This is a genomic window from Streptomyces sp. NPDC058665 (assembly GCF_042714995.1).
Classification (GTDB): domain Bacteria; phylum Actinomycetota; class Actinomycetes; order Streptomycetales; family Streptomycetaceae; genus Streptomyces.
Window position 1 is genome coordinate 1 of record NZ_JBHXRX010000068.1, and the last position, 20,442, is coordinate 20,442.

Consider the following 20,442-nt stretch of genomic DNA (forward strand, 5'->3'; position numbering starts at 1 on the left):
GGCACGCTGTTGAGTTCTCAAGGAACGGACGCTTCCTTCGGTCCCGTCTCCGGGCCCCTCCGGGCTTTCCCTTCGGTCCTGCTGTCTTGCGTTTCAAACCCTAGCAGGCCTTTTCGCTTCCTCTGACCACACCTTCCGCAGGCATGCGGAAGCAGCAATCCGAGAGAGTTTCTGACTTGATAGGTGCTGCCGACCGCAGACTCGAAGTCGCGTTGGCGTCAGGCAGGGGCACGACAGTACATGCCGTCCCTGTTGGCAGGCAAATCGTTTTCCGCCCCTGGTGAGACCCGCCAACTGGCAGCTCTCGGGCGGAACCGGCACTTCATATGACTTACGCTTCTGAACGGTACGTCGTCCCATGACAGGCGGTGACGACGGCAGACGAATCTCCGCCCCTGGGAGGCCCCCATGACCAGCGTGACGTCCCCGCTTGCTGGACGCGCCATCGGACTCGCGGCTGTGCCGGATCCGGTGTTCTCCGATGCGATGGTGGGCCCCGGTACCGCGATCGACCCCGTACGGGAGCCGTCCGAGGCCGTCGCGCCGGTCGACGGGGTCGTCGTCTCCCTTCATCCCCACGCCTTCGTCGTACTCGACTCCGAGGGACACGGCGTGCTGACGCACCTCGGTATCGACACGGTCCAGCTCAACGGTGCCGGGTTCGAACTCCTCGTCGCCAAGGGCGACACCGTGCGGCGCGGGCAGGGCGTCGTGCGCTGGAATCCCGTCGATGTCGAGGCCGCCGGCAAGTCCCCGGTGTGTCCGGTGGTGGCGCTGGACGCGGGCGCCGAGGCGCTGACGGATGTCGTCCGGGACGGCGAAGTGAAGTCCGGCGACACGCTCTTCGGCTGGCGCTGACCACGCCGGACAGTCGTCACGGCCGTCGGCCGTCATGACCGGCGGTCAGTTCATCAACCGCGGCGATCCGGTCGGTCGTCGCACAACCGGAGACGGGTGCAATGCAGACAACGCTGCGAGGCGTCGGCGTCAGCCATGGGGTGGCCATCGGCGAGGTTCGGCACATGGGTACAGCGGTTCTCGAACCGCCGGTCAGGCAGATCCCGGCCGAGGAGGCCGAGCGCGAACAGGGGCGTGCGCGGCAGGCCGTCGAGGCTGTGGCCGCCGACCTGATCGCTCGGGGCAATCTGGCCGGTGGTGAGGCGCAGGGGGTTCTTGAGGCGCAGGCCATGATGGCCCAGGACCCGGAACTCATGTCCGACGTGGAGCGGCGGATCGCCGACGGGAGTACGGCGGAGCGTGCCGTGTACGACGCGTTCGCCTCCTACCGGGAGCTGCTCGCGGGCGCCGGTGAGTATCTGGCCGGGCGGGTCGCGGATCTGGATGACGTACGGAACCGGATCGTGGCGCGGTTGCTCGGGGTGCCGATGCCGGGTGTGCCGGACAGCGACGAGCCGTACGTACTGGTCGCGCGTGACCTGGCTCCCGCCGATACGGCGCTGCTGGATCCGACGCTCGTGCTCGGCTTCGTGACCGAGGAGGGCGGGCCGACCAGTCACAGCGCGATTCTGGCGCGACAGCTCGGGGTGCCCGCCGTGGTGGCGCTGCCCGGTGCCGTCGAGGTGGCGGAGGGCACGATGGTCGCTGTCGACGGCAGTACGGGTGAGGTCTTCATCGAGCCGAGCGCTTCGAGGCGGGCGGAGCTTGCCAAGTCCGCCGAGGCGGAGCGGGCCGCGCTGGCCGCCTCCTCCGGGCCGGGTGCGACGTCCGACGGGCACAAGGTGCCGCTGCTGGCGAATGTCGGTGGTCCCGCCGATGTGGCGGCGGCCGTGGAGGCGGGCGCCGAGGGTGTGGGGCTTTTCCGTACCGAGTTCCTGTTCCTGGACGACAGCAAGCGGGCGCCGTCGGAGGAGAAGCAGGTCGAGGTGTACCGGCAGGTGCTGGAGGCGTTTCCCGAAGGCCGGGTGGTCGTACGGGTGTTGGACGCGGGCGCCGACAAACCGCTGGACTTCCTGACCCCGGCCGACGAGCCGAATCCGGCGCTCGGTGTGCGCGGGCTGCGGAGTCTGCTCGACCACCCGGATGTGCTGCGTACGCAGCTCACCGCGCTGTCGAAGGCCGCTGAGGGGCTTCCGGTGTATCTGGAGGTCATGGCGCCGATGGTGGCCGACCGGACCGACGCCAAGGCGTTCGCCGACGCGTGCCGGGAGGCGGGGCTGAACGCCAAGTTCGGGGCGATGGTGGAGATTCCGTCGGCGGCTCTGCGGGCGCGTTCGGTTCTTCAGGAGGTCGAGTTCCTTTCGCTGGGGACCAATGATCTCGCTCAGTACACCTTCGCGGCCGACCGTCAGGTGGGCGCGGTGGCGCGGTGGCAGGACCCGTGGCAGCCGGCGCTGCTCGATCTGGTGGCGATGGCCGCGGAGTCCGCCGGTGCCGAGGGCAAGAGCTGTGGTGTGTGTGGTGAGGCGGCTGCCGATCCGCTGCTGGCGTGTGTGCTCACCGGGCTCGGTGTGACGTCGCTGTCGATGGGCGCGGCGTCGATCCCGTACGTACGGGCGACGCTGGCGAAGTACTCGCTCGCGCAGTGCGAGCGTGCCGCCGCCGCCGCGCGCGCGGCCGACACCGCCGAGGAGGCGCGGGCCGCCGCCCAGGGTGTGCTGTCCGGCGAGTGACCCGTCGTTCGGCGTCCTGGGAGCTTCCCGTCGCATCGCGGCGGGAAGCTCCTCGCGTTCAGCGGTGGATGTCCGCGTCCTCGATACCGAGGTCGAAGCCCGCGCGGTACTCCACCCCCGGCTCCGGGGAGAGCGGCTCGCCCGTGTCGGCGTCGGTGCAGTAGGCGCTGAAGACCTGGCCTTCGCTGAGCGGGGCGAGGCCGCTGCCCCTGAGCCGCCAGCCGTGGAGCCGGTCCGGGGCGTCCGGTCGCGTCGTACGAAGGACGACTCCGCCGGGGCTGTCGAGTGCGATGCCCGCCGCGAGGACGGTCACGAACTCCGCGCTCTCGGACGTGTCGAGCCGCGCGGGCCCGGTGTCGGGCCTCATCACCTGGAGGGCGGCGAGGAGTTGTTCGTCCGGTGCCGGGACGCTGCACACGAGGTGGTGTGTGCCCGGTCCGGCGCGCTCGATCAGATGGGTCAGGAGCCGTGAGGCGCGGTCGAACGAGGCGCGTCCGATGTCCACGCCGCAGTCGGCGCACTCCCCGAGGTCGGCGAGGACCATCGCGGCGTACTCCCAGGTGGCCCTGCGGACGGCGGTGTTGACGAGTTGTGGGACGAGTTGGCCGACGGGTTGCCCGGTGTAGGGCACGACGGCGCCGCCGCTCGCGGCGATGCGTGCGGTGAAGCGGCCCCGGGCGATGACGGTGTCCGGGTCGTGTCCGGCCTCCGCGCAGTACTCGGCGAACTCCTCCGGGTCGAAGAGGGCGACCGATGTGTGCGCTCCCTCGGTGGCGAGGGAGCGGAGCAGTCCGTCGACCCGCCGGAGATATTTCCGGTGGTCGTCGAAGGTGAAGGTGCGGTAGCCCCGCATGGCGGCGAAGTCCCGTTCGTCGGCGAGCAGCCCGACGGTGCGGGGCACTTCGCGGCGCAGTGCGCGCAGTTCGCTGCGCGCGCGTCCCGAAGTGCCCGTCGGGCCGGTCCGTCCGGCGGTCTTCCCGCGCTGTCCGCGGTTGGTGTTCGTGCGGTTGGTGTGCGCCATGACTCCCCCTGAGCGCTGTCGATCAATGCTCACTCAGAGTAGCCAGGGGGTCTGACAACGGCGCCGGTCCCAGGGCAGCCCTAGGCGCGGTTCGCGCGCCGTTCGCGGGCTAGGGACTCGTAGAAGTGGAGCAGTTCGAGGTTGTCGACCGATCCGGGGTTGACCGCCTTGGCCAGCTCCGTGCCCTGGAGCAGGCGTTTCACCGGGACCTCGATCCGCTTGCCGGTGAGGGTGTGGGGGACGGCCGGGACCTCGATGATCGTGTCGGGGACATGACGCGGCGAGAGTTCCTGGCGGATGGTCGTCTTGATCCGGGCACGCAGGGTGTCGTCGAGTTCGGCTCCTTCGGCGAGGTGGACGAAGAGCGGCATCCAGTAGCCGCCGTCCGGCTCTTCGAGGCCGATGACGAGGGACTCGCGGATCTCGGGGAGGCGTTCCACGGCTTCGTAGATGTCGGCCGAACCCATGCGTACGCCTTGGCGGTTGAGGGTCGAGTCGGACCGGCCGTGGATGACGACCGAGCCCCGGTCGGTGAGGGTGATCCAGTCTCCGTGGCGCCAGACGCCGGGGTACATGTCGAAGTAGCTGTCGTGGTAGCGGCTGCCGTCCGGGTCGTTCCAGAATCCGACGGGCATCGACGGCATGGGGTTGGTGATCACGAGTTCACCGACCTCGTCGAGCACGGGCCGGCCCTGTGGGTCCCAGGCCTGGAGGTCGGTGCCGAGGCAGGGGGCCTGGAGTTCGCCGATGCGGACGGGGAGTGTGGGGACGGCTCCGGCGAAGCAGGTGCAGACGTCGGTGCCGCCGCTGACGGAGGCGATCCAGAGGTCTTCGGCGACCTCGTCGTGGAGCCAGCGGAATCCGTCGGGCGGCAGCGGGGATCCGGTGGTGGCGACGCAGGCGATCTTGGACAGGTCGTGGTCGCGTGCGGGGTGCACGTCCGCCTTGCGGCAGGCCATGACGTACGCGGCCGAGGTGCCGAAGAGTTTGGCCCCGGTCCGCTCGGCGATGCCCCACTGGGCGCCGGTGTCGGGGTAGCCGGGGCTGCCGTCGTACAGGACGATCGTCGTTCCCGTGAGCAGGCCGGAGACAAGGAAGTTCCACATCATCCAGCCGGTGGAGGTGTACCAGAAGAAGCGGTCGCCGGGGCCGAGGTCGCAGTGGAGGCCGAGTTGCTTGAAGTGTTCGAGGAGGATGCCGCCCTGGGACTGGACGATGGCCTTGGGGAGGCCGGTGGTGCCGGAGGAGTACAGGACCCAGAGGGGGTGGGCGAACGGGACCTGTTCGAAGACCGGTTCGGTGTCCGCGGAGGTGAGGGCGGACCAGTCGAGGGTGCCGTCGGGGGCCGGGGTGCCGAGGAGCGGGATGTGTACCACGGCGCGCAGCGTGGGCAGTTCGGCGCGGAGTTCGGCGACGGTCTTGGTGCGGTCGTGTTCCTTGCCGCCGTAGCGGTAGCCGTCGACGGCGAACAGGACGACGGGTTCGATCTGCTGGAAGCGGTCGAGGACGCCGCGGGCGCCGAAGTCCGGTGCGCAGGAGGTCCAGACGGCTCCGACGGCGGCGCTGGCGAGGAAGGCGACGACGGCCTGCGGGACGTTGGGGACGTAGCCGCTGACGCGGTCTCCTGGGCGTACGCCGAGGGCGCGCAGCTCGGCGGCGAGTGAGGCGACCTGGCGGCGCAGTTCAGCCCAGCTCAGGGGCGTGGGTCCCTGGGTCTCGTCGACGTACAGGAGCGCGGGTTCGCCGGCGCGTGCCGGGTCGTCGGCGGTGCGCAGGGCGTGCTCGGCGTAGTTGAGGGTCGCGCCAGGGAACCACTCGGCGCCGGGCATGGCGCGATCGCCGAGAACGCGTTCGTACGGGGTGGAGAACCGTACGTCGAACCAGTCGGCGACGGCCTTCCAGAACGTTTCGAGTTCCGTGACCGACCACCGGTGCAGCGCCGCGTAGGCGCCTTCGGCGGGGGCGCCGTACCGTTCGGCCGCCCAGGCCTGGAATCTGGTCACGTGCGCCGCCGCGATCCGGTCGGCGTCCGGCTGCCACAGTGGCGCTGGACTGGCTGCTGAGGTCATGCGGTTGCTCCCGGGCTGGCTCGACACGTGGTGTACGTGGGGCGCGCGCACGCGTGCGGAGGTGCGCCCCGGCTTCCACTGGACGATGCCATGTGATCGTCCTTCGCACCAGACAGGCCCTGCTGTGTGCCTGGATGGGGCGTGGGAGACATATGGCCGGACCACGGGTGAACGGCAGTTGAACGCGGGCTGTTCGGTCTCGGCCGGATGGCAGGCTGATCAGCATGGACGGTCGTGAACTGCTGCGTTCGATGAAAGATGTCGGTTCGGTACGGGGGATGCGGACGGTTCGGTCGGCCTGGCGGCACCGGCGTACGGACGGACGGGATCTGCCGGCTCGTGGCGCGGAGCGGGCCAGGGTGCCCGGACCGATGAGTGGCGCGGAGCCGTTGGCGGGCGGTGGGATCGTCCGGTTCGCGCGGGCCGAGCTGCGGGTGTGGGTGGCCGTCGGCGGTGGGGTCTTCTGGGGCTGGGACGGGGCCGGGCCGCTGCCGTCGTACGCGCTGGAGTGCGATCCGCCCGAGCCCGATCCGCGGGCCGTGCTGGAGCCGGACAAGGACGGCGGCTGGCGGGTGATCTCGGAGCGTGTGACGGTCACGGTCTCGCGGCACGGCGGGGTGGAGGTGGCGACTCCGGGGGGTGTCGTGGTGCGCCGTGAGCTGCCGCCGCGCTGGTGGGAGCCGGTGGACGGCGAGGGGCCCGCGCGCTGGGCGCAGCGGGCCGAGGTGGCCGCGGACGCGCGTTTCTTCGGGCTCGGCGGGCGGGCTTCGGGGCCCCGGCTGCGGGACGGTGTGTACCGCCTCTGGAACACCGATCCGCGCGGTCACTTCGGTCCTGGCGACGATCCGCTCTACATCACCATGCCGGTGCAGCTCGTGGTGGCGGACGGCGGCACGCATCTCGCCTTCTACGACAACTCGTGGGACGGGCGCATCACTCTTAAAGAGGGCGAGGAGGGCGCGGGCTCCGGTCATGACAGGCCGGGCACCTCCGAGGTGCGGATGGAGGGCGGTCCGCTGCGCTGCTGGGTGCTGGTGGGCACACCCGCGCGGGTGCTGCACGGCTGGACGGCCCTGACGGGGGTGCCCGCGCTGCCTCCCGCGTGGGCGCTGGGGCCGCAGCACGCGCGGTGGGGTTTCGGCGGCGCCGAGGAGGTGCGGCGGATCGTGGCGGGCTACCGGGAGCGCGGGCTGCCGCTGTCGGCGCTCCATCTGGACATCGATCACTACGAGGGCCATCAGGTGTTCACGGTCGACCGGCGGAGCTATCCCGATCTGCCCGCTCTCGCCAAGGAGTTGAAGGCGCGGGGAGTGCGGCTGGTCTCGATCGTCGATCCGGCGGTGAAGGCGAAGCCGGGGAACGAGACGTACGACAGCGGCTCGGCGGCCGGTGCGTTCGTCCGGGACGCGCGCGGTGACGACGTACGGGGTGAGGTCTGGCCGGGCGAGTGCGTCTATCCGGACTTCACCGATCCGGCGGTGCGCGAGTGGTGGGGCGGTCTGTACGAGGAGAGGCTGGCGCAGGGCTTCTCGGGGGTCTGGCACGACATGAACGAGCCCGTGTCGTTCGCGCCGTTCGGGGACATGACGCTGCCCCGGTCGGCCAGACACGCGCTCGACGGGCGCGGCGGCGATCACCGGGAGGCCCACAACGTGTACGGGCTGACGATGGCGATGGCCGGGTACGAGGGTCTGCTTCGGCTGCGGCCCGACAAGCGGCCCTTCCTCTTCTCCCGTTCGGGATGGGCGGGCATGCAGCGCTACGGCGGCACCTGGTCGGGTGATGTGGAGACCGGGTGGCCGGGGCTGCGCGCCTCGCTCTCCCTGGTGCTGGGGCTGGGGCTGTGCGGGGTGCCGTACTCGGGGCCGGACGTGGGTGGCTTCACCGGGAGCCCGTCGCCGGAGCTGTTTCTGCGCTGGTACCAACTGGGCGCGTATCTGCCGCTGTTCCGTACGCACGCGTCGATCGAGGCGGGCCGCAGGGAGCCGTGGGAGTTCGGTGACGAGGTGCTCGGACACGCGCGGGCGGCCCTGCTGGAGCGGGAGCGGCTGGGGCCGTACTTCATGACGCTGGCGCAGCTGGCACGGCTGACGGGCGCTCCGTACGCCCGTCCGGTGTGGTGGGGCTCGCCGGAGGACCGGGCACTGCGGGACTGCGAGGACGCCTTCCTGCTCGGGGACTCGCTGCTGGTGGCGCCGGTGCTGGAGGCCGGTGCGGACCGGCGCGCGGTGCGGCTGCCGCGCGGGCGCTGGTACGACACGGCGACCGGGACGGCGTACGAGGGGCCCGGTCAGGTCCTGCTGGACGCCCCGCTGTCGCACATCCCGGTGCTGGCGCGGGCGGGCGCGGTGATCCCGGTACGGGGCCCGGCCGAGGCCGACGGGACGCCCGGGGGGATCGAGCTGGAGGTGTGGCCGCCGGCGCCGCGGCGTACGGGCGGCGGACTGGTGGTGCGGGACGCCGGGGACGGGTGGGCGCATCCGGAGGTGGAGCGGTACACCTCGCGGCTGGTGCGCGGCGAGGTGGTGGTCGAGCGGGTGACGGACGACGGGGTGGTGCCGCCGAAACTTCCCGTACGGGTGCGGGGGCAGCGCGCCCGGCGGAGGTGACCGGCACCGGCGAGAAGGTGGTCAGGCGGGGCGTACGGGAGGTTCCTGGGCCGTGTCGTACCGGCCGCCGAACCAGGACCGTACGGCCCGCGTGTGCAGCGGGAACGCCAGCTCGGCCGGGGCGCGCAGCAGATGCCATCCCTCCGTCTCGTCGGTGGCGACGGTCTCGGGCAGCTCCGCGACGGGGCGCTCCGGCAGCAGCGCGAAGAGCAGCAGATGGCCGCCCGGCGAGCTCATCGCGTCGGCCAGCCGTACGTCGGCTTCGGCGGCCTCGATGCCGGTCTCCTCGCGCAACTCCCGTACGGCGGCGTGCCGCCAGTCCTCGTCATGGTCGATGAAGCCGCCGGGGAGGGCGACGTGACCGCGCCGCGGCTCGATGGTGCGGGTGATGACGACGAGCGAGGTGCCGCGGTCGTCGGTGACGGGCAGCAGGGTGACCGCGACCGGCAGGGGGTTGCGGTAGGCGGTGTCGCCGCAGACGCGGCAGATGCGGGGCCAGCCGGCGTCCGCCGGGTACGGCGAGCCGCAGGTGCCGCAGTGGGAGTTCTTCACGAAGTCGTTTCTGAGGTCGGGCACGCGCGGACTGTAGCCGATGAGTCTTTCCCGCGGGCCGTGGAACTGATAGACGGTGTGCCCATGACACGACTCGCTTCCACACTCCGCGCGTTGGCCGCCGCCGCTGCCGCGCTGCTCGCCGTCACCGCCGGGGCTCCGGGGGCGTCCGGGGCGACCGGGACGTCCGAAGCCTCCGGGACGTCCAGGCCCGCCCGGCCGCTCTCACCCATGGCGCCCGAGGAGTTCGTGGCGCTGCGGACCGTGGCACCGACGATCCTCCACGACATCCGCTATCTCACGCCGCACAACTTCGTGGGCGTGCCGGTCGACGGTTACGAGCAGCCGCTCTGCGTCCTCACGCGCCCGGCCGCGCGGGCGCTCCAGCGGGCGCAGTGGACACTGCTGCGGCAGGGCTACTCCCTCAAGGTCTACGACTGCTACCGCCCGCAGCGCTCGGTCGACCACTTCGTCCGCTGGGCGAAGGATCTGGCGGACGAAAAGATGAAAACGGAGTTCTATCCACGAGTCGACAAGTCGAGACTGTTCACCGACGGCTACATCGCCGAGAAGTCCGGGCACAGCCGTGGCAGTACGGTCGACCTGACGATCGTGGAACTGCCGGCCAGGCCGACGCGGCCGTATGTGCCGGGCGAGAAGCTCGTCCCCTGCTACGCGCCGCAGGGTGAGCGGTTCCGGGACAACTCCGTGGACATGGGCACCGGTTACGACTGCTTCGACACTCTGTCGCACACCGACGACCCGCGCATCAAGGGCAAGCAGCGCGCGAACCGGCAGCTCCTGAAGAGCACGCTGGCCGACGTCGGATTCACCAACCTCCCCGAGGAGTGGTGGCACTTCACCCACAAGCCGGAGCTCTTCCCCGACACCTACTTCGACTTCCCGGTGTCCTGGCGCCCGGTCATCGGTCACTGACGGCGGAGGACGGCCGGAGACGATCGGCGGATGAACGGCCGGCCGGGACCACCCCCGTGGGCTCCGGCCGACCCTTCACCAGTATCGGACGCGCCGCGCCCGTTTCTGGTTCTCTTCTGCCCGTTTCCCCTTCCCTGCGGACCCGTTACGGTGCCCGTATGGCAACGGAGACAACGGGCACAACGGCGACATACGAGTCGTACGAGTCGTACGAGGAATTCTGGCCGTACTACGTGGCGATGCACTCCCGCACGGCCACCCGCTGGGTCCATCTCACGGGGACGCTCACCGGGCTCGCCGTCAGCGTCTACGGCCTGGCGCGCGGCCGGAAGCGGTACGTGGCGGCGCTGCCGTTGATCGGCTACGGAACCGCCTGGCCTGCCCACTTCTTCATCGAGAAGAACAATCCCGCGAGCTTCGGGCATCCCGCGTGGTCGCTGCGCGGCGACGTGCAGATGATCCGCATGATGCTGGCGGGGCGGGACGCCGAACTGGCCGAGATCGCCGCGAAGTGGCTCGCCGAGAATCGCTGACCGGCCGGCCAACTGGCCCAGGTCCGGGCCCGGGTCAGGCCGGCGTCCGGCGGGCGAGACTCACGGCCCGTACCCCTGTCGGTGGGGGTACGGGCCGTGTTCAAGCCGGTGTCGTCGGCAGCGGCGCTCGTCGGCCGTCGGTCGCCGCGATACCGGGTCAGGTGGTGACCGCGGGCTCGCGCTGCTGCCGGGCGCGCATCATCGCGTGTTCCACGACCGCCACCAGGACGTCCTTGACGGACTCGCGGCCCCGCGCGTCGCACATCAGCAGCGGAACCTCCGCGTCGAGATCGAGCGCCGTCCGGACCGTATCGGCCGGGAAACGGACGGCGTCCTCGAAGCAGTTGACGGCGACGGCGAACGGGATGTCCCGCCGCTCGAAGTAGTCGATCGCCGCGAAGGAGTCCTCCAACCGCCGGGTGTCGGCCAGGACGACCGCGCCCAGCGCGCCCTGGGCCAGCTCGTCCCAGAGGAACCAGAAGCGGTCCTGGCCCGGTGTGCCGAACAGATACAGCACCAGGTCGTCGCGGAGCGTGATGCGCCCGAAGTCCATGGCGACCGTGGTCGTGGTCTTGCCCTCGACCCCGGCGATGTCGTCGATGGGCCGGCCCGCCTCCGTCAGCACCTCCTCGGTGCGCAGCGGTTTGATCTCGCTCACCGCGCCCACGAGGGTGGTCTTGCCAACTCCGAAGCCGCCGGCCACCAGGATCTTCAGAGTCACCGGCTCGATCGGCCGCTGTCCACGGCTAGAGCGCCCGAAGACCATTGATCACCTCGCGGAGAATGTTCACGTCCGGCAGCTCGGCCGGCGGAACGGGACGGGTTACGTGCACCAGTTCGCTCTCGACCAGGTCTCCGACGAAGACCCGCACCACCCCTACGGGGAGGTCGAGGCCCGCGGCGAGTTCCGCGATCGACTGGGGACTGGCTCTGCAGAGTTCGACTATCTCCACATGCTCCGGAGACAGGGTCCGGTCGCCGGCCGGATCGCCGGCGGCGGACGCCGGGATGACGATGGCGATCAGATCGAGCCGGTGCCGGGTCGCGCTGCTGGTCCGGCCGCGTGTCATGGCGTACGGGCGCACCACTGGTCCGGCCTCGCCGTCGAACCAGTGCTTCGGATCATCGCCTGCTTGGCTCATGGCATTCAACTCACCCTGTGGCGGGCTGTCCGGCGGGCTGTTCCGCGCGAGGGGCGGCACCGAGGTGGACGCCGACGCGCTTGACCATGAGCGTCATCTCGTACGCGACCTGGCCGACGTCGGAGTCGGAGTCGGAGAGCACGGCCAGGCAGCTGCCGTCGCCCGCCGCCGTCACGAAGAGGAAGGCGTCGTCGAGTTCGACGACGGTCTGGCGTACCTTGCCCGCCTCGAAGTGCCTGCCGACGCCCTTGGCGAGGCTGTGGAAGCCGGAGGCGACGGCGGCGAGATGCTCGCCGTCCTCGCGGGTGAGTTCCTTGGACGTTCCCGTGGCGAGGCCGTCCCCGGAGAGGACGATCGCCTTACGTATGCTGCCGACCCGTTCCACCAGCTCGTCCAGGAGCCAGTTGAGGTCGCCCGGAACGGATCCGCGGCGTGTGGAATCAGATGCGGCGGCTTTCGGTGCGGTCATCGACCGTCCCCTTCCGGTGTCGTTCCTGCTGTGTCGCCGGGGCCGTTGATGCCTTCGGTGGTGCCGTCGGTGTCTTCGGCGTCGTTCTGCTGACGGCCACGCTGCCAGCCCCGTTGAAGGGAAGCCATACGGTTGCGCACTTCTGCCGCGTCTCGCTCGTAGTCCCGTTCCGGGGCGTCGGCGGGCGAAGCCTCGGCGTCGTCCCGTACGGCCTCCCTGAGCTGGGGCGCGAGGCTGGCCTGCCGGACGCGCCGGGGAAGGCCGCCGAGTGGGGCGGGTGACCCGTTCTCGTCGGGCGTCACGGCGGCTCCGTCGGGTGTGAGCGGCACGGAGGGCCCCTCGGCGGACGACGCGTTCGCTGAGGGCGCGTCGGCGGAAGACCCGTTCGGGGTTGGCCCGGAGGCGGGCTCGGACGCCGGGTGGGCGCCGCCCCGCTCGTCCAGCCGCCTGCCGTGGTCGGCCACCAGCTTCGGGGTCTTGCGGCTGCGGCGGGGCAGTTGCGCCGGGAAGTCACGCGGGACGGCGTCGCCGACGGCGGGCCCGTCCTGGTCGGTGGCCTGGCGGTGCTGCTCGTGGAGTTCACCGGCGCCGCGCGGGGGGCGCGGCCGGCCATCCTCGCGCCCGGTGTCCCTCAGGTGTTCACGGGCGCGGAAGATGCCGCCGCGTTCGCTCTCGGTGTCGTCCAGGTCACCGAGACCGGCGAGGCCGCCGGCGGTCTCGATGGCGTCGACGCTCATGGGCTGTTCCTCGAACTCCCGCCCGGTGAGCGGCGGTTCGAGTTCGATGGGGCCGTCGAGCACGGAGCGGGTACCGCTGAGTCCGGTGGGGACCTGCGACAGCGAGGCGAGCCTGCCGTCGGAGCGGGCACGGGCCTTGTCCCCGAGGTTCTGCCGGTCGAGCCGGAATCCGGTGCCCTGGGTCTCGGGCGCCTCGGTGAGCAGGGCGGCGGGCAGGAACACGATCGCGGTCGTGCCTCCGTACGGAGACGGCTGGAGCGAGACCCGCACGTTCTGCCGCTGGGCGAGCCGGCTGACGACGAAGAGACCGAGGCGGTCGGTGTCGGAGAGCTCGAACTCGGGCGTCTCCGCGAGCCGCAGGTTCGCGTCGAGGAGCGCGTCGGAGCTCATCCCGAGGCCACGGTCGTGGATCTCCAGGGTGAAGCCGTTGGCCACGCGTTCGCCGTGCACCTGCACCGCCGTGTGCGGGGGCGAGAACACCGTCGCGTTCTCCAGGAGTTCGGCGACGAGGTGGGTGAGGTCGGCGACGGCGGGGCCGCCGACACCGATCCTCGGCAGCCGCCGGACCTCGACGCGCTCGTAGTCCTCGACCTCGGCGACCGCGGCCCGTACGACGTCCATGAGCTGGACAGGCTTGCGCCACTGGCGGGACGGCGCGGCTCCGGAGAGGATCACCAGGCCCTCGGCGTGGCGCCGCATACGGGTGGTGAGGTGGTCGAGGCGGAACAGGTCGGCGAGTTCGTCGGTGTCCTCGGTGCGGCGCTCCATGGCGTCGAGGAGGGTGAGCTGGCGGTGGAGCAGGACCTGGTTGCGGCGGGCGAGGTTGACGAACACCTCGGAGACCCCGTGCCTCAACTCCGCCTGCTTCACGGCCGCTTCGACGGCCGCGCGCTGGAGGGTGTTGAGCGCCTGGCCGACCTGGCCCAGTTCGTCGCGCTCGTACTCCAGCCGTGGCGCTTCCGTCTCGACGTCGACCTGTTCGCCCGCCGCGAGTCGGCGCATGACGCTCGGCAGGCGGACGCCGGACACCTCGTGAGCCTCCTTACGGAGGCCGGACAGGTCGCGGATGAGGCTGCGGCCGACGCGTATGGAGACGATCAGGGAGACCAGCAGCGCCAGGAAGCCGAGGACACCGGCGATCCCGGCGAGGATCAGGACGTTGAACCCGGCGGGCTCGACCCGGTCCTGGTAGCGGTCGTCGGCCGCCTCGCCCTCCCGCTCCAGGCTCTGGAGAACGGGGTTGGACATCTCCTGCCAGCGTGCGGCGTCCACCGAGGAGGGGTTCTTGCCGGCGCCGGCGGCGATGATCTGTTCCTCGGCCTCGCGGAGCGGCTGGGTGGCGGGACCGCCCCAGTACTGCTCGAAGATCTCGCGTTCGGCGGCGGGCAGGACGTCGAGGTTGGTCTCGTAGAGCAGGGTGCGGTTGGCGACCAGGTCGGATATCAGCCGGACCTCTTCCGACGAGACACGACGGCTGATCAGCGCGGAGACGACCAGCGCGTCCTCACGGGAGAGCATCTCCTGGGCGCGGTCGACGCCGACCAGGGCACGGGCCTGCTTGTCGAGCTCCACGTCCTCCAGGGCGTGCAGCGTGGACAGGAAGCTGTGGCAGGGGTCGACGAGCCTGTTGTAGAAGTCGAGTGCCTGACCGCGGGTGACGGTGCTCTTCTCGACGGAGCGGCGCAGCGCGCCCAGACCGTCGAGCGCGTCGGTGAGCGACGTCAGGCGTGCGGAGGTGGCGGCGCTCATCTGGTCGCGTACCGAGGGGTCCTCGGCGTTCGCCTTGATCCTCGTGACGGCCCTGTCGGTGGCGGCGCGCTGTTTGCGCAGCTCGGCGAGGGAGTCCGAATTACGGGGATCGGCAAGGTAGATGAGGGTCTGGCGGCGTTCCCGCTGGACCACTCTGACCGTGTTCTCCACGGGGTCGCCGACCTTGTCGATGATGTAGGCGACATCGAGGAGCTGGTTGGCCTCGCGGCCGGTGAGTGTGGTGGCGAACGCCCACAGCGCCGTGAGGGAGACGAGCGGCACAAGCAGCAACGCCACGATCTTCCGGCGGATGGACTTCCCGCGAAAGCGCATGGCCTCCCCCAGATCGACCTTCCACCCGATGCGGAAGGCGTGTTCATCAGAACCGACAACCTCGTCAACAAACGGCGTGAGCCTACTACTGCCACACCGACAACTCGAAGCCATGTCCGGGCGTTTTTCGGTCCCAACCACGGGAGTTGGGCATGAGTTGTCCCGGTATCGACGGAGATGGCTTTCATCGCTGTCGCGCAGAGTACCTGGCGGGACGTCAGTTTTCGCAATCGATCAGATGGCCTGAATTATAGGGGTGCGGGAATCTTCCGGATCTGTCGCTCGTCTCTGTGTTTGGGTACTGACGTACGGAAAGCGGCCGGGACCAGGCAGTCACCGTGATGTCGGACAGTGGTGGGGAGTTACGGTCCATGAATACGAAGTCGGACACGCGACGGGCTGCGGGGGCGGCGGGGAAGGCGCCCGCGGATGTCGAGGTCGAGCTGCCGGCCCCGCGGGGCACGGGCCTCTCGCGGCGGCTCTGGGTGGAGGAGCCGGCGATACGGCGCCGGATGCCGGATCCGGTGAGGACAGCGGCGGTGCGGGCCGTGATCATCGCGTCGGTGACGCTGATCCAGGCCATGGTGGCGTTCTTCTGTACGCTCGCGGGCTCGTGGCTGGCCTTCCCCATGGTGCTGAGCAGTGTGGGCAGCACGGTGGTGGCGACATGGGGGGTGCTGGACGTATGGGTGACGCGCCAGGTGTGGAACCAGCGCAACGGTGTGGTGTCGGTGCCGAGCAGCACGGCGCGGCAGCTGCGCAGGGAGCGCCGCAGGGCCAGGCGTGCGGCGCGGGCGGCGGAGCGTGACGGCGCCCGGATACGACGCCGGGGCGCCGGCAGGCTCTCCGAAGCCTGAACGCCCGCGCCCCGGCGGCTGTCGGGTGTCCTAGGGAGTGTGCCCCGGTGACGGGGTGGTCGCGGTGGCGGTCTGGGAGCGTTTGAACATGCGTGTGGCCGTGATCTCGCCGTGCACCGTCTCGCCGTCCGGGTCCTGTTGGGGAAGCCCCGGCCGCAGATGCTCCTCGACGCTGATGTATTTGAGGCCCGCCCGCAGGTCCGCGTCGTTGCGCAGGCGGATCACCAGGGGGAATTCGGCCAGAGCTGTGGTGTCGAAGAGGCCGGTTGTGTAGAGGAGTTGAACGCCGAGCGCGTCGGAGACGGCGCGCTGGAGCTCCAGCAGGTACGTGGCGTTGGCGCGGCCGATCGGGTTGTCGAGGAAGAGCGTGCCGGCGTGCCGGTGCTTGTCGCGTCCCCGGTCGTTGCTCCGCAGCGCGGCCATCGTGCAGTAGAGGGCGATCGCGGCGGTGAGCAGCTGGCCGCCGGAGAAGACGTCGCCCATCTGACCGACCGGGACCCGCTCGGCGCGCAGCACGGCGTCGGGTTTGAGGATCTCGACGGCGATGCCCTTGGGCTGGAGGGCCGCCTGGACGCCGCGCAGCAGCAGGGACATGCCGTCCCTGCGGAGGTCGGAGTTCTTCTTGAGGGCGGCGCGCGTCGCCTCGTCGATGACCTCACCGAGGCGTTCCGTGAGGGTGGCCTGGTCGGGTTCCTCGAAGCGGATCCGGAGGAACTCCTGGCCGGACCATTCCCCCAGTCCTTCGGGCAGCCGGGACAGCCGCTGCGCCGAGCGCAGGGTCGTGAGCGCGGAGTCCACCAGTCCGCGCAGCCGGTCGACGATGGAGTCGCGGTTGCGTTCCAGCTGCTCCAGTTCGTCGGTGAGGACGCGCAGCCGGGGGGCGAAGGCGCTCGCCCACTTCGCGGCGTGGTCGGGCAGCGCGGCGGCCGGCAGTTCGCGGATCTGCTGCCGGGCGGGCGTGCGTACCTGCTCGTAGCGGGTGGAGTTGGCGTGGCGTACGAGAATGTCGCTCGCCTCCCGGACGGCGGCGTCCGCCGCCGACAGGTCCGTGGCGCAGCCGCGCAGCGAACGGCGGGTCTCGGCGGCGGCGGTCCGGGCCTCCTCGATGCTGCCGGGATAAGGCTCGGGCGCTTCGGGCGCCTCGTCGGCGGGCTCGTCGGCGGAGCCCCTGACGAGATCGCCGAGGAGGGCCGCCGTCTCCTCGAAGCCGCCGGTGGCGTCCTCGGCGGTGCGGTGGGCGTGCAGCAGTTCGCCGTGTGCGGAGCGGGCGGTGTCCAACGCGTCGGTGCGTGTGGCGAGTTCGTTGGTGGCGGTGCGGAGCAGTGCCTGGGCCTGCTCCACGTCGGTGGGGACCTGGCTCTCCGGCAGGTCCGTGTGGGTATCGCCCTCGGCGGGTGCGAGGCGCTCGGCCTCGCCGCGCAGGCGCCCCAACTGCTCACTGGCCGCCGACGCGCGCGACTCCAGCATCTGGACGAGTGATTCGGCGCGGGCCGCCGCGGCCTGCCGGGACGGTCCGTCGGCGCCGTCGGTGCTCTCCAGGAGCTGGGCGGCGCGGGTGCGGACCTTGTTGCTGAGCCGGTCCAGTTCGGCGAGGGCCGCGCCTTCGTCGCTCTCCGCGTGGGCCTGTTCGGCGCGGAGGTCGGCGCCGACGCCGACCTTCTCGTACAGCTGTGAGGCGGCGCGGTAGGCCTCGCGCAGCGCGGGCAGTGCGGTGCGCGGTGCGTCCGCTTCGGGCTCGGGCAGGTGCTCGGGGGCGCCCGCGATCTCGGCGCGTTCGGCCCGGAGCGCGCGGGCGGTGCGGCGGGCGTCGTCGGCGGCGCGCTGGGCGGCCCGGCGGTCCTCGTCGGCCGCGCGGGCCCGTTCCAGACAGGCGGCGGCTCGGGCCTCGGACTCCGCGGCGTCGTCGGCCAGCGCGCGCAGCTTGACCTGCCAGCCGGCCCGCTCCCTGAGGCGGAAGGCGAGGCCCGCGAGGGCGTCGGCGGCCCGGCGGGCGCGCTGGGCGGCCTCCTGCCGTTCGTCGCGTACGCGGGCGGTGTCGGTGGCGGCCTCGTCGGCCTCGGTCCTGACCGTGCGGGCCTCGGCGAGTTCGGCACCCGCCGACTGTGCCAGTTCGCCTGCGGCCCGCGCGGTCCCGGCGAGTTCGGTGAGCCTGCCGGGCGCGCAGGCGGCCCGCCAGGAGCCGAGGCGGGCGGCTAGGGCCCGGTCGGCGGAGAGCCGGGCCGACAGGGTGCGGATCTCCTCGTCGCGGGCGGTCGACTTGGCGCGCAGGGACTGCCGTTCGGCGTCGGCGGCGTGCTCGTCGTGCATGGCGGGGTTGGGCGGGACGAGGAAGACGCCGCTGTCGTCGCCGCCGGCCGGGTCACCGTACGGCCCGGGGCCCGGGACCGGCGCGAGCAGCGCCGCCGCCGTACCGACGGCGACGGCCGAGCGCGGCAACAGGGCGGCGCCGGAGAGGACTTCGCGCGCCCTGGCGTGGGTGGCGGGTTCGGTGATGACGACGCCGTCGACCAGTTCGGGGCGGGCCGCGAGGACGGCCGCGTGGTCGGCGGGGTCCACCGCCTGGGCGAGATAGCGCCAGCCGGGAAGGGCGGGAATGCCGTGCTCACCGAGGAATTCGACGGTGGCCAGGACATCGGGGCCGGGTGGCAGCAGTCCGCCGTCGCCGAGTGCGCCGAGGATGCGGGAGTCGTCGGCGGCGGCCGTGCGGAGGTCGAACAGCTGGCGTTCGGCGGCGGCGACGCCCTGGTCGAGCAGTTCGCGCAGTTCGTCGGCGTACCGGTCCAACTCCTCGGGGCTGAGCGGGCCTTGGGGCGGTCGGGTGGCTGCGGCTTCCACGCGGGACAGCTGCCCGGGGCCGGCCGGACTGTCCGTCGGGCCCGGCGCGGCGCTGCGGGGGCCGGGGACGCCCGCGCGGGGTGACGCGCCGGGCAGGCCGAGCAGTTCGGTGAGGCGTTCCTCCGCGGCGATCGACCCGGCGGTACGGCGCTCCGCCTCGTACTCGTGCTCGGCGGCGCGCGCGGCGTCGACGGCGCGGGCCTCGGAGAGCTCGGCGCGGGATTCCGCCGACGCGGCGTCCCTGGCCCGGTCTCCGGCGGCGCGTGCCGCCTCCCTGGCCGTGTCCCAGGCGGCGACCGCGGACTTCTCCGCGTCGCTCGCGGCGAGCGCGGCCCGTGCCGGGTCGGCGTCCGGTGCCGTGTCGTCGAGCCAGCCGGCCCGTACGGCCTCGGCGGTCTCCTGCTCGACCTCCGACAGACGCTGGCGCAGATGACCGCTCTCGCTGCGGGCGCGCTGCGCCTCGGTGGCCGCCGCCGTCGCGTCGCGGTGCGCGGCCTCGCCGACCTCCTGGAGGGCGGCGGAGCGCTCCTCCTCCTCGTTGGCCACGCTCTCGCCGTCGGCGGCGGCCATGTGCAGCGCGCGGACGAGTTCGGCGGCGGCGGTCGCGCGGGCGGCCAGGGCGGGCGCCGCGTCACGCTCGGCCTCGCGGATCGCGACGGCCACGCGCGCGGAGCGGTCGGCGGCGGCACGGTGCCGCAGGACGTTCTCGGCGGCCTGCCAGGCGGAGTGGAGCGTACGGGCGTCGGTCAGCTCCCGCCGTTGCGCGGCTGCCGCCTTCTCGGCGACGGTGAGGGCCAAGGAGGCGTGCCGGTAGGCCAGTTCGGCGGCGATGAGCGCGCTGTGGCCGCGGGCCCGGTCGGCCTCGGTGACGGTGTGGGCCGCGGCAGTGACCTGCTGGGCGAGGTCGCCGACGCGGTCTCGTTCCACGGCGGCGCGGGCGGTGAGCCGACGCGCGAGGGTACGGGTGCGGCGCTCGGCCGCGCCGTGGATGTCACGGGCCCGGGACCGGGAGTCGGCGGCGTCGACGATCCGCCCGAGGAGGTCGACGGAGCCGGCCGTGAAGTCCCGCTCGGCGGTCAGCTCGGCTCGGCGGCCCAGTTTGTTGCCGAAGCCGCCGACGAGATCGGCGAGCCCGTCCGTGTCGCGGGTGTCGGTGACGGCGCGCAGCAGCAGGTCGGTGAAGTCGGAGTCCTTCTTGACCGCGAAGAGCCCGGCGGCCTCGCCCTCGTCGGCGTTCATCTCCCGCTGGTAGCGGAACAGTTCGGGGTCGAGGCCGAGATCTCCGAGGTGCTCGATCCAGCGGTCGTGGATCTCTTCCCAGTACACGTCGAGATGCGGATACGCCTTGCCCGCCTCGATGATGGCGTCCCGGAACCCCTTCATCGTACGGCGACGGCCCTTCGCGCCGGAGGCGCCTTCCACGGGCCGCCGCACGGCGGTCGACTCGGCGACCGGCAGCGAGTCGAGGCTCAGCCCGGGTCCCGGCCGGAAGGAGTACCAGGCCTCGGCGAACTTCCGCGGGTCGTTGGACACCTGACGGCCGCGCCACTCGCTGGCCTTGCCGACCACGACCAGCTCACCGGTGAGGGTGTGCTGCCATTCGAGGGCGACATGCCCGCAGTCGTCGGCGAGCAGGAATTTGCGCAGCACACCGGAGCTGGCCCCGCCGAGGGTGTTGCGGTGGCCGGGCAGCATCACCGAGAAGATCAGCTTGAGCAGGACGGACTTGCCGCCGCCGTTCTCCAGGAAGAGCACACCGGCCGGGGCCGGGCGGCGCGGCGGACCGACCGGCTCGTCCTCGAAGAACTCCGCCTGGGTAGGGGCGGGGTGGGGCACGGGATCGCCGACTCCGCGCAGGTCGAGCACGGTGTCGGCGTAGCGCGCACCGGCAGGCCCGATGGAGTAGAGGCGGACCCGGGACAGCTCGTACATGGCGGCGGACTCTCGTCGTGGTCAGGACCGGAGGGAAA

General features: G+C 71.7%; 14 protein-coding genes. 6 read left to right on the plus strand and 8 right to left on the minus strand.

The window, feature by feature from the left end; genetic code table 11:
* Nucleotides 1-408: 408 nt before the first annotated feature.
* Complete coding sequence (locus tag ACFWV8_RS31870) at nt 409-858, plus strand: PTS glucose transporter subunit IIA (RefSeq protein ID WP_329390401.1); 450 nt, start codon at nt 409-411, stop codon at nt 856-858.
* A 101-nt stretch (nt 859-959) separates the two neighbouring features.
* Nucleotides 960-2,630 (plus strand): phosphoenolpyruvate--protein phosphotransferase, encoded by a 1,671-nt coding sequence (gene ptsP / locus ACFWV8_RS31875; RefSeq protein ID WP_384212032.1) that lies wholly within the window; start codon nt 960-962, stop codon nt 2,628-2,630.
* 58 nt (nt 2,631-2,688) lie between these two features.
* Here ptsP and ACFWV8_RS31880 read toward each other — a convergent pair whose 3' ends face one another.
* Nucleotides 2,689-3,651 carry a hypothetical protein gene (locus ACFWV8_RS31880; RefSeq protein WP_384212035.1) on the minus strand — a complete coding sequence of 321 codons (963 nt, stop codon included), beginning with the start codon at nt 3,649-3,651 and terminating at the stop codon, nt 2,689-2,691.
* A gap of 80 nt (nt 3,652-3,731) precedes the next feature.
* Nucleotides 3,732-5,720, minus strand: a complete 1,989-nt coding sequence (locus ACFWV8_RS31885) for an acetoacetate--CoA ligase (protein ID WP_384212038.1) — start codon at nt 5,718-5,720, stop codon at nt 3,732-3,734.
* 224 nt (nt 5,721-5,944) lie between these two features.
* On the opposite strand from ACFWV8_RS31885, the gene ACFWV8_RS31890 reads away from it, so the two are divergent.
* Entirely contained in the window at nt 5,945-8,329 is a 2,385-nt protein-coding gene (locus ACFWV8_RS31890; RefSeq protein WP_384212041.1) for a glycoside hydrolase family 31 protein, read from the plus strand.
* 21 nt (nt 8,330-8,350) lie between these two features.
* Here ACFWV8_RS31890 and ACFWV8_RS31895 read toward each other — a convergent pair whose 3' ends face one another.
* Nucleotides 8,351-8,905: an NUDIX domain-containing protein gene (locus ACFWV8_RS31895; RefSeq protein WP_384212044.1), complete on the minus strand. Its 555-nt coding sequence runs from the start codon at nt 8,903-8,905 to the stop codon at nt 8,351-8,353.
* A 60-nt stretch (nt 8,906-8,965) separates the two neighbouring features.
* On the opposite strand from ACFWV8_RS31895, the gene ACFWV8_RS31900 reads away from it, so the two are divergent.
* Together ACFWV8_RS31900 and ACFWV8_RS31905 are read left to right on the plus strand one after the other, a co-directional pair.
* Nucleotides 8,966-9,817, plus strand: coding sequence for a M15 family metallopeptidase (locus ACFWV8_RS31900; RefSeq protein WP_384212047.1), 852 nt, complete (start codon nt 8,966-8,968; stop codon nt 9,815-9,817).
* Nucleotides 9,818-9,975: 158 nt separating this feature from the next.
* Nucleotides 9,976-10,350 carry an Mpo1-like protein gene (locus ACFWV8_RS31905; protein WP_384212049.1) on the plus strand — a complete coding sequence of 125 codons (375 nt, stop codon included), beginning with the start codon at nt 9,976-9,978 and terminating at the stop codon, nt 10,348-10,350.
* A 157-nt stretch (nt 10,351-10,507) separates the two neighbouring features.
* Here ACFWV8_RS31905 and ACFWV8_RS31910 read toward each other — a convergent pair whose 3' ends face one another.
* From ACFWV8_RS31910 to ACFWV8_RS31925, 4 genes are read right to left on the minus strand one after another with little or no spacing between them, the layout of a single operon-like run.
* Entirely contained in the window at nt 10,508-11,116 is a 609-nt protein-coding gene (locus tag ACFWV8_RS31910; RefSeq protein WP_384212052.1) for an ATP/GTP-binding protein, read from the minus strand.
* Nucleotides 11,097-11,492 (minus strand): DUF742 domain-containing protein, encoded by a 396-nt coding sequence (locus tag ACFWV8_RS31915; RefSeq protein WP_329390383.1) that lies wholly within the window; start codon nt 11,490-11,492, stop codon nt 11,097-11,099. The genes ACFWV8_RS31910 and ACFWV8_RS31915 overlap by 20 nt, the downstream gene beginning before the upstream one ends.
* A 10-nt stretch (nt 11,493-11,502) precedes the next feature.
* A complete protein-coding gene (locus ACFWV8_RS31920; protein ID WP_329390381.1) occupies nt 11,503-11,961 on the minus strand; it encodes a roadblock/LC7 domain-containing protein in 459 nt (152 codons plus the stop codon).
* Nucleotides 11,958-14,780 (minus strand): nitrate- and nitrite sensing domain-containing protein, encoded by a 2,823-nt coding sequence (locus ACFWV8_RS31925; protein ID WP_384212055.1) that lies wholly within the window; start codon nt 14,778-14,780, stop codon nt 11,958-11,960. Before ACFWV8_RS31925 ends, ACFWV8_RS31920 begins: the two co-directional genes overlap by 4 nt.
* A gap of 371 nt (nt 14,781-15,151) precedes the next feature.
* Here ACFWV8_RS31925 and ACFWV8_RS31930 point away from each other — a divergent pair, with 371 nt between their 5' ends.
* Nucleotides 15,152-15,637 (plus strand): hypothetical protein, encoded by a 486-nt coding sequence (locus tag ACFWV8_RS31930; protein WP_384212058.1) that lies wholly within the window; start codon nt 15,152-15,154, stop codon nt 15,635-15,637.
* 30 nt (nt 15,638-15,667) lie between these two features.
* Here ACFWV8_RS31930 and ACFWV8_RS31935 read toward each other — a convergent pair whose 3' ends face one another.
* Nucleotides 15,668-20,404, minus strand: a complete 4,737-nt coding sequence (locus tag ACFWV8_RS31935) for a hypothetical protein (RefSeq protein WP_384212061.1) — start codon at nt 20,402-20,404, stop codon at nt 15,668-15,670.
* Nucleotides 20,405-20,442: the final 38 nt, after the last annotated feature.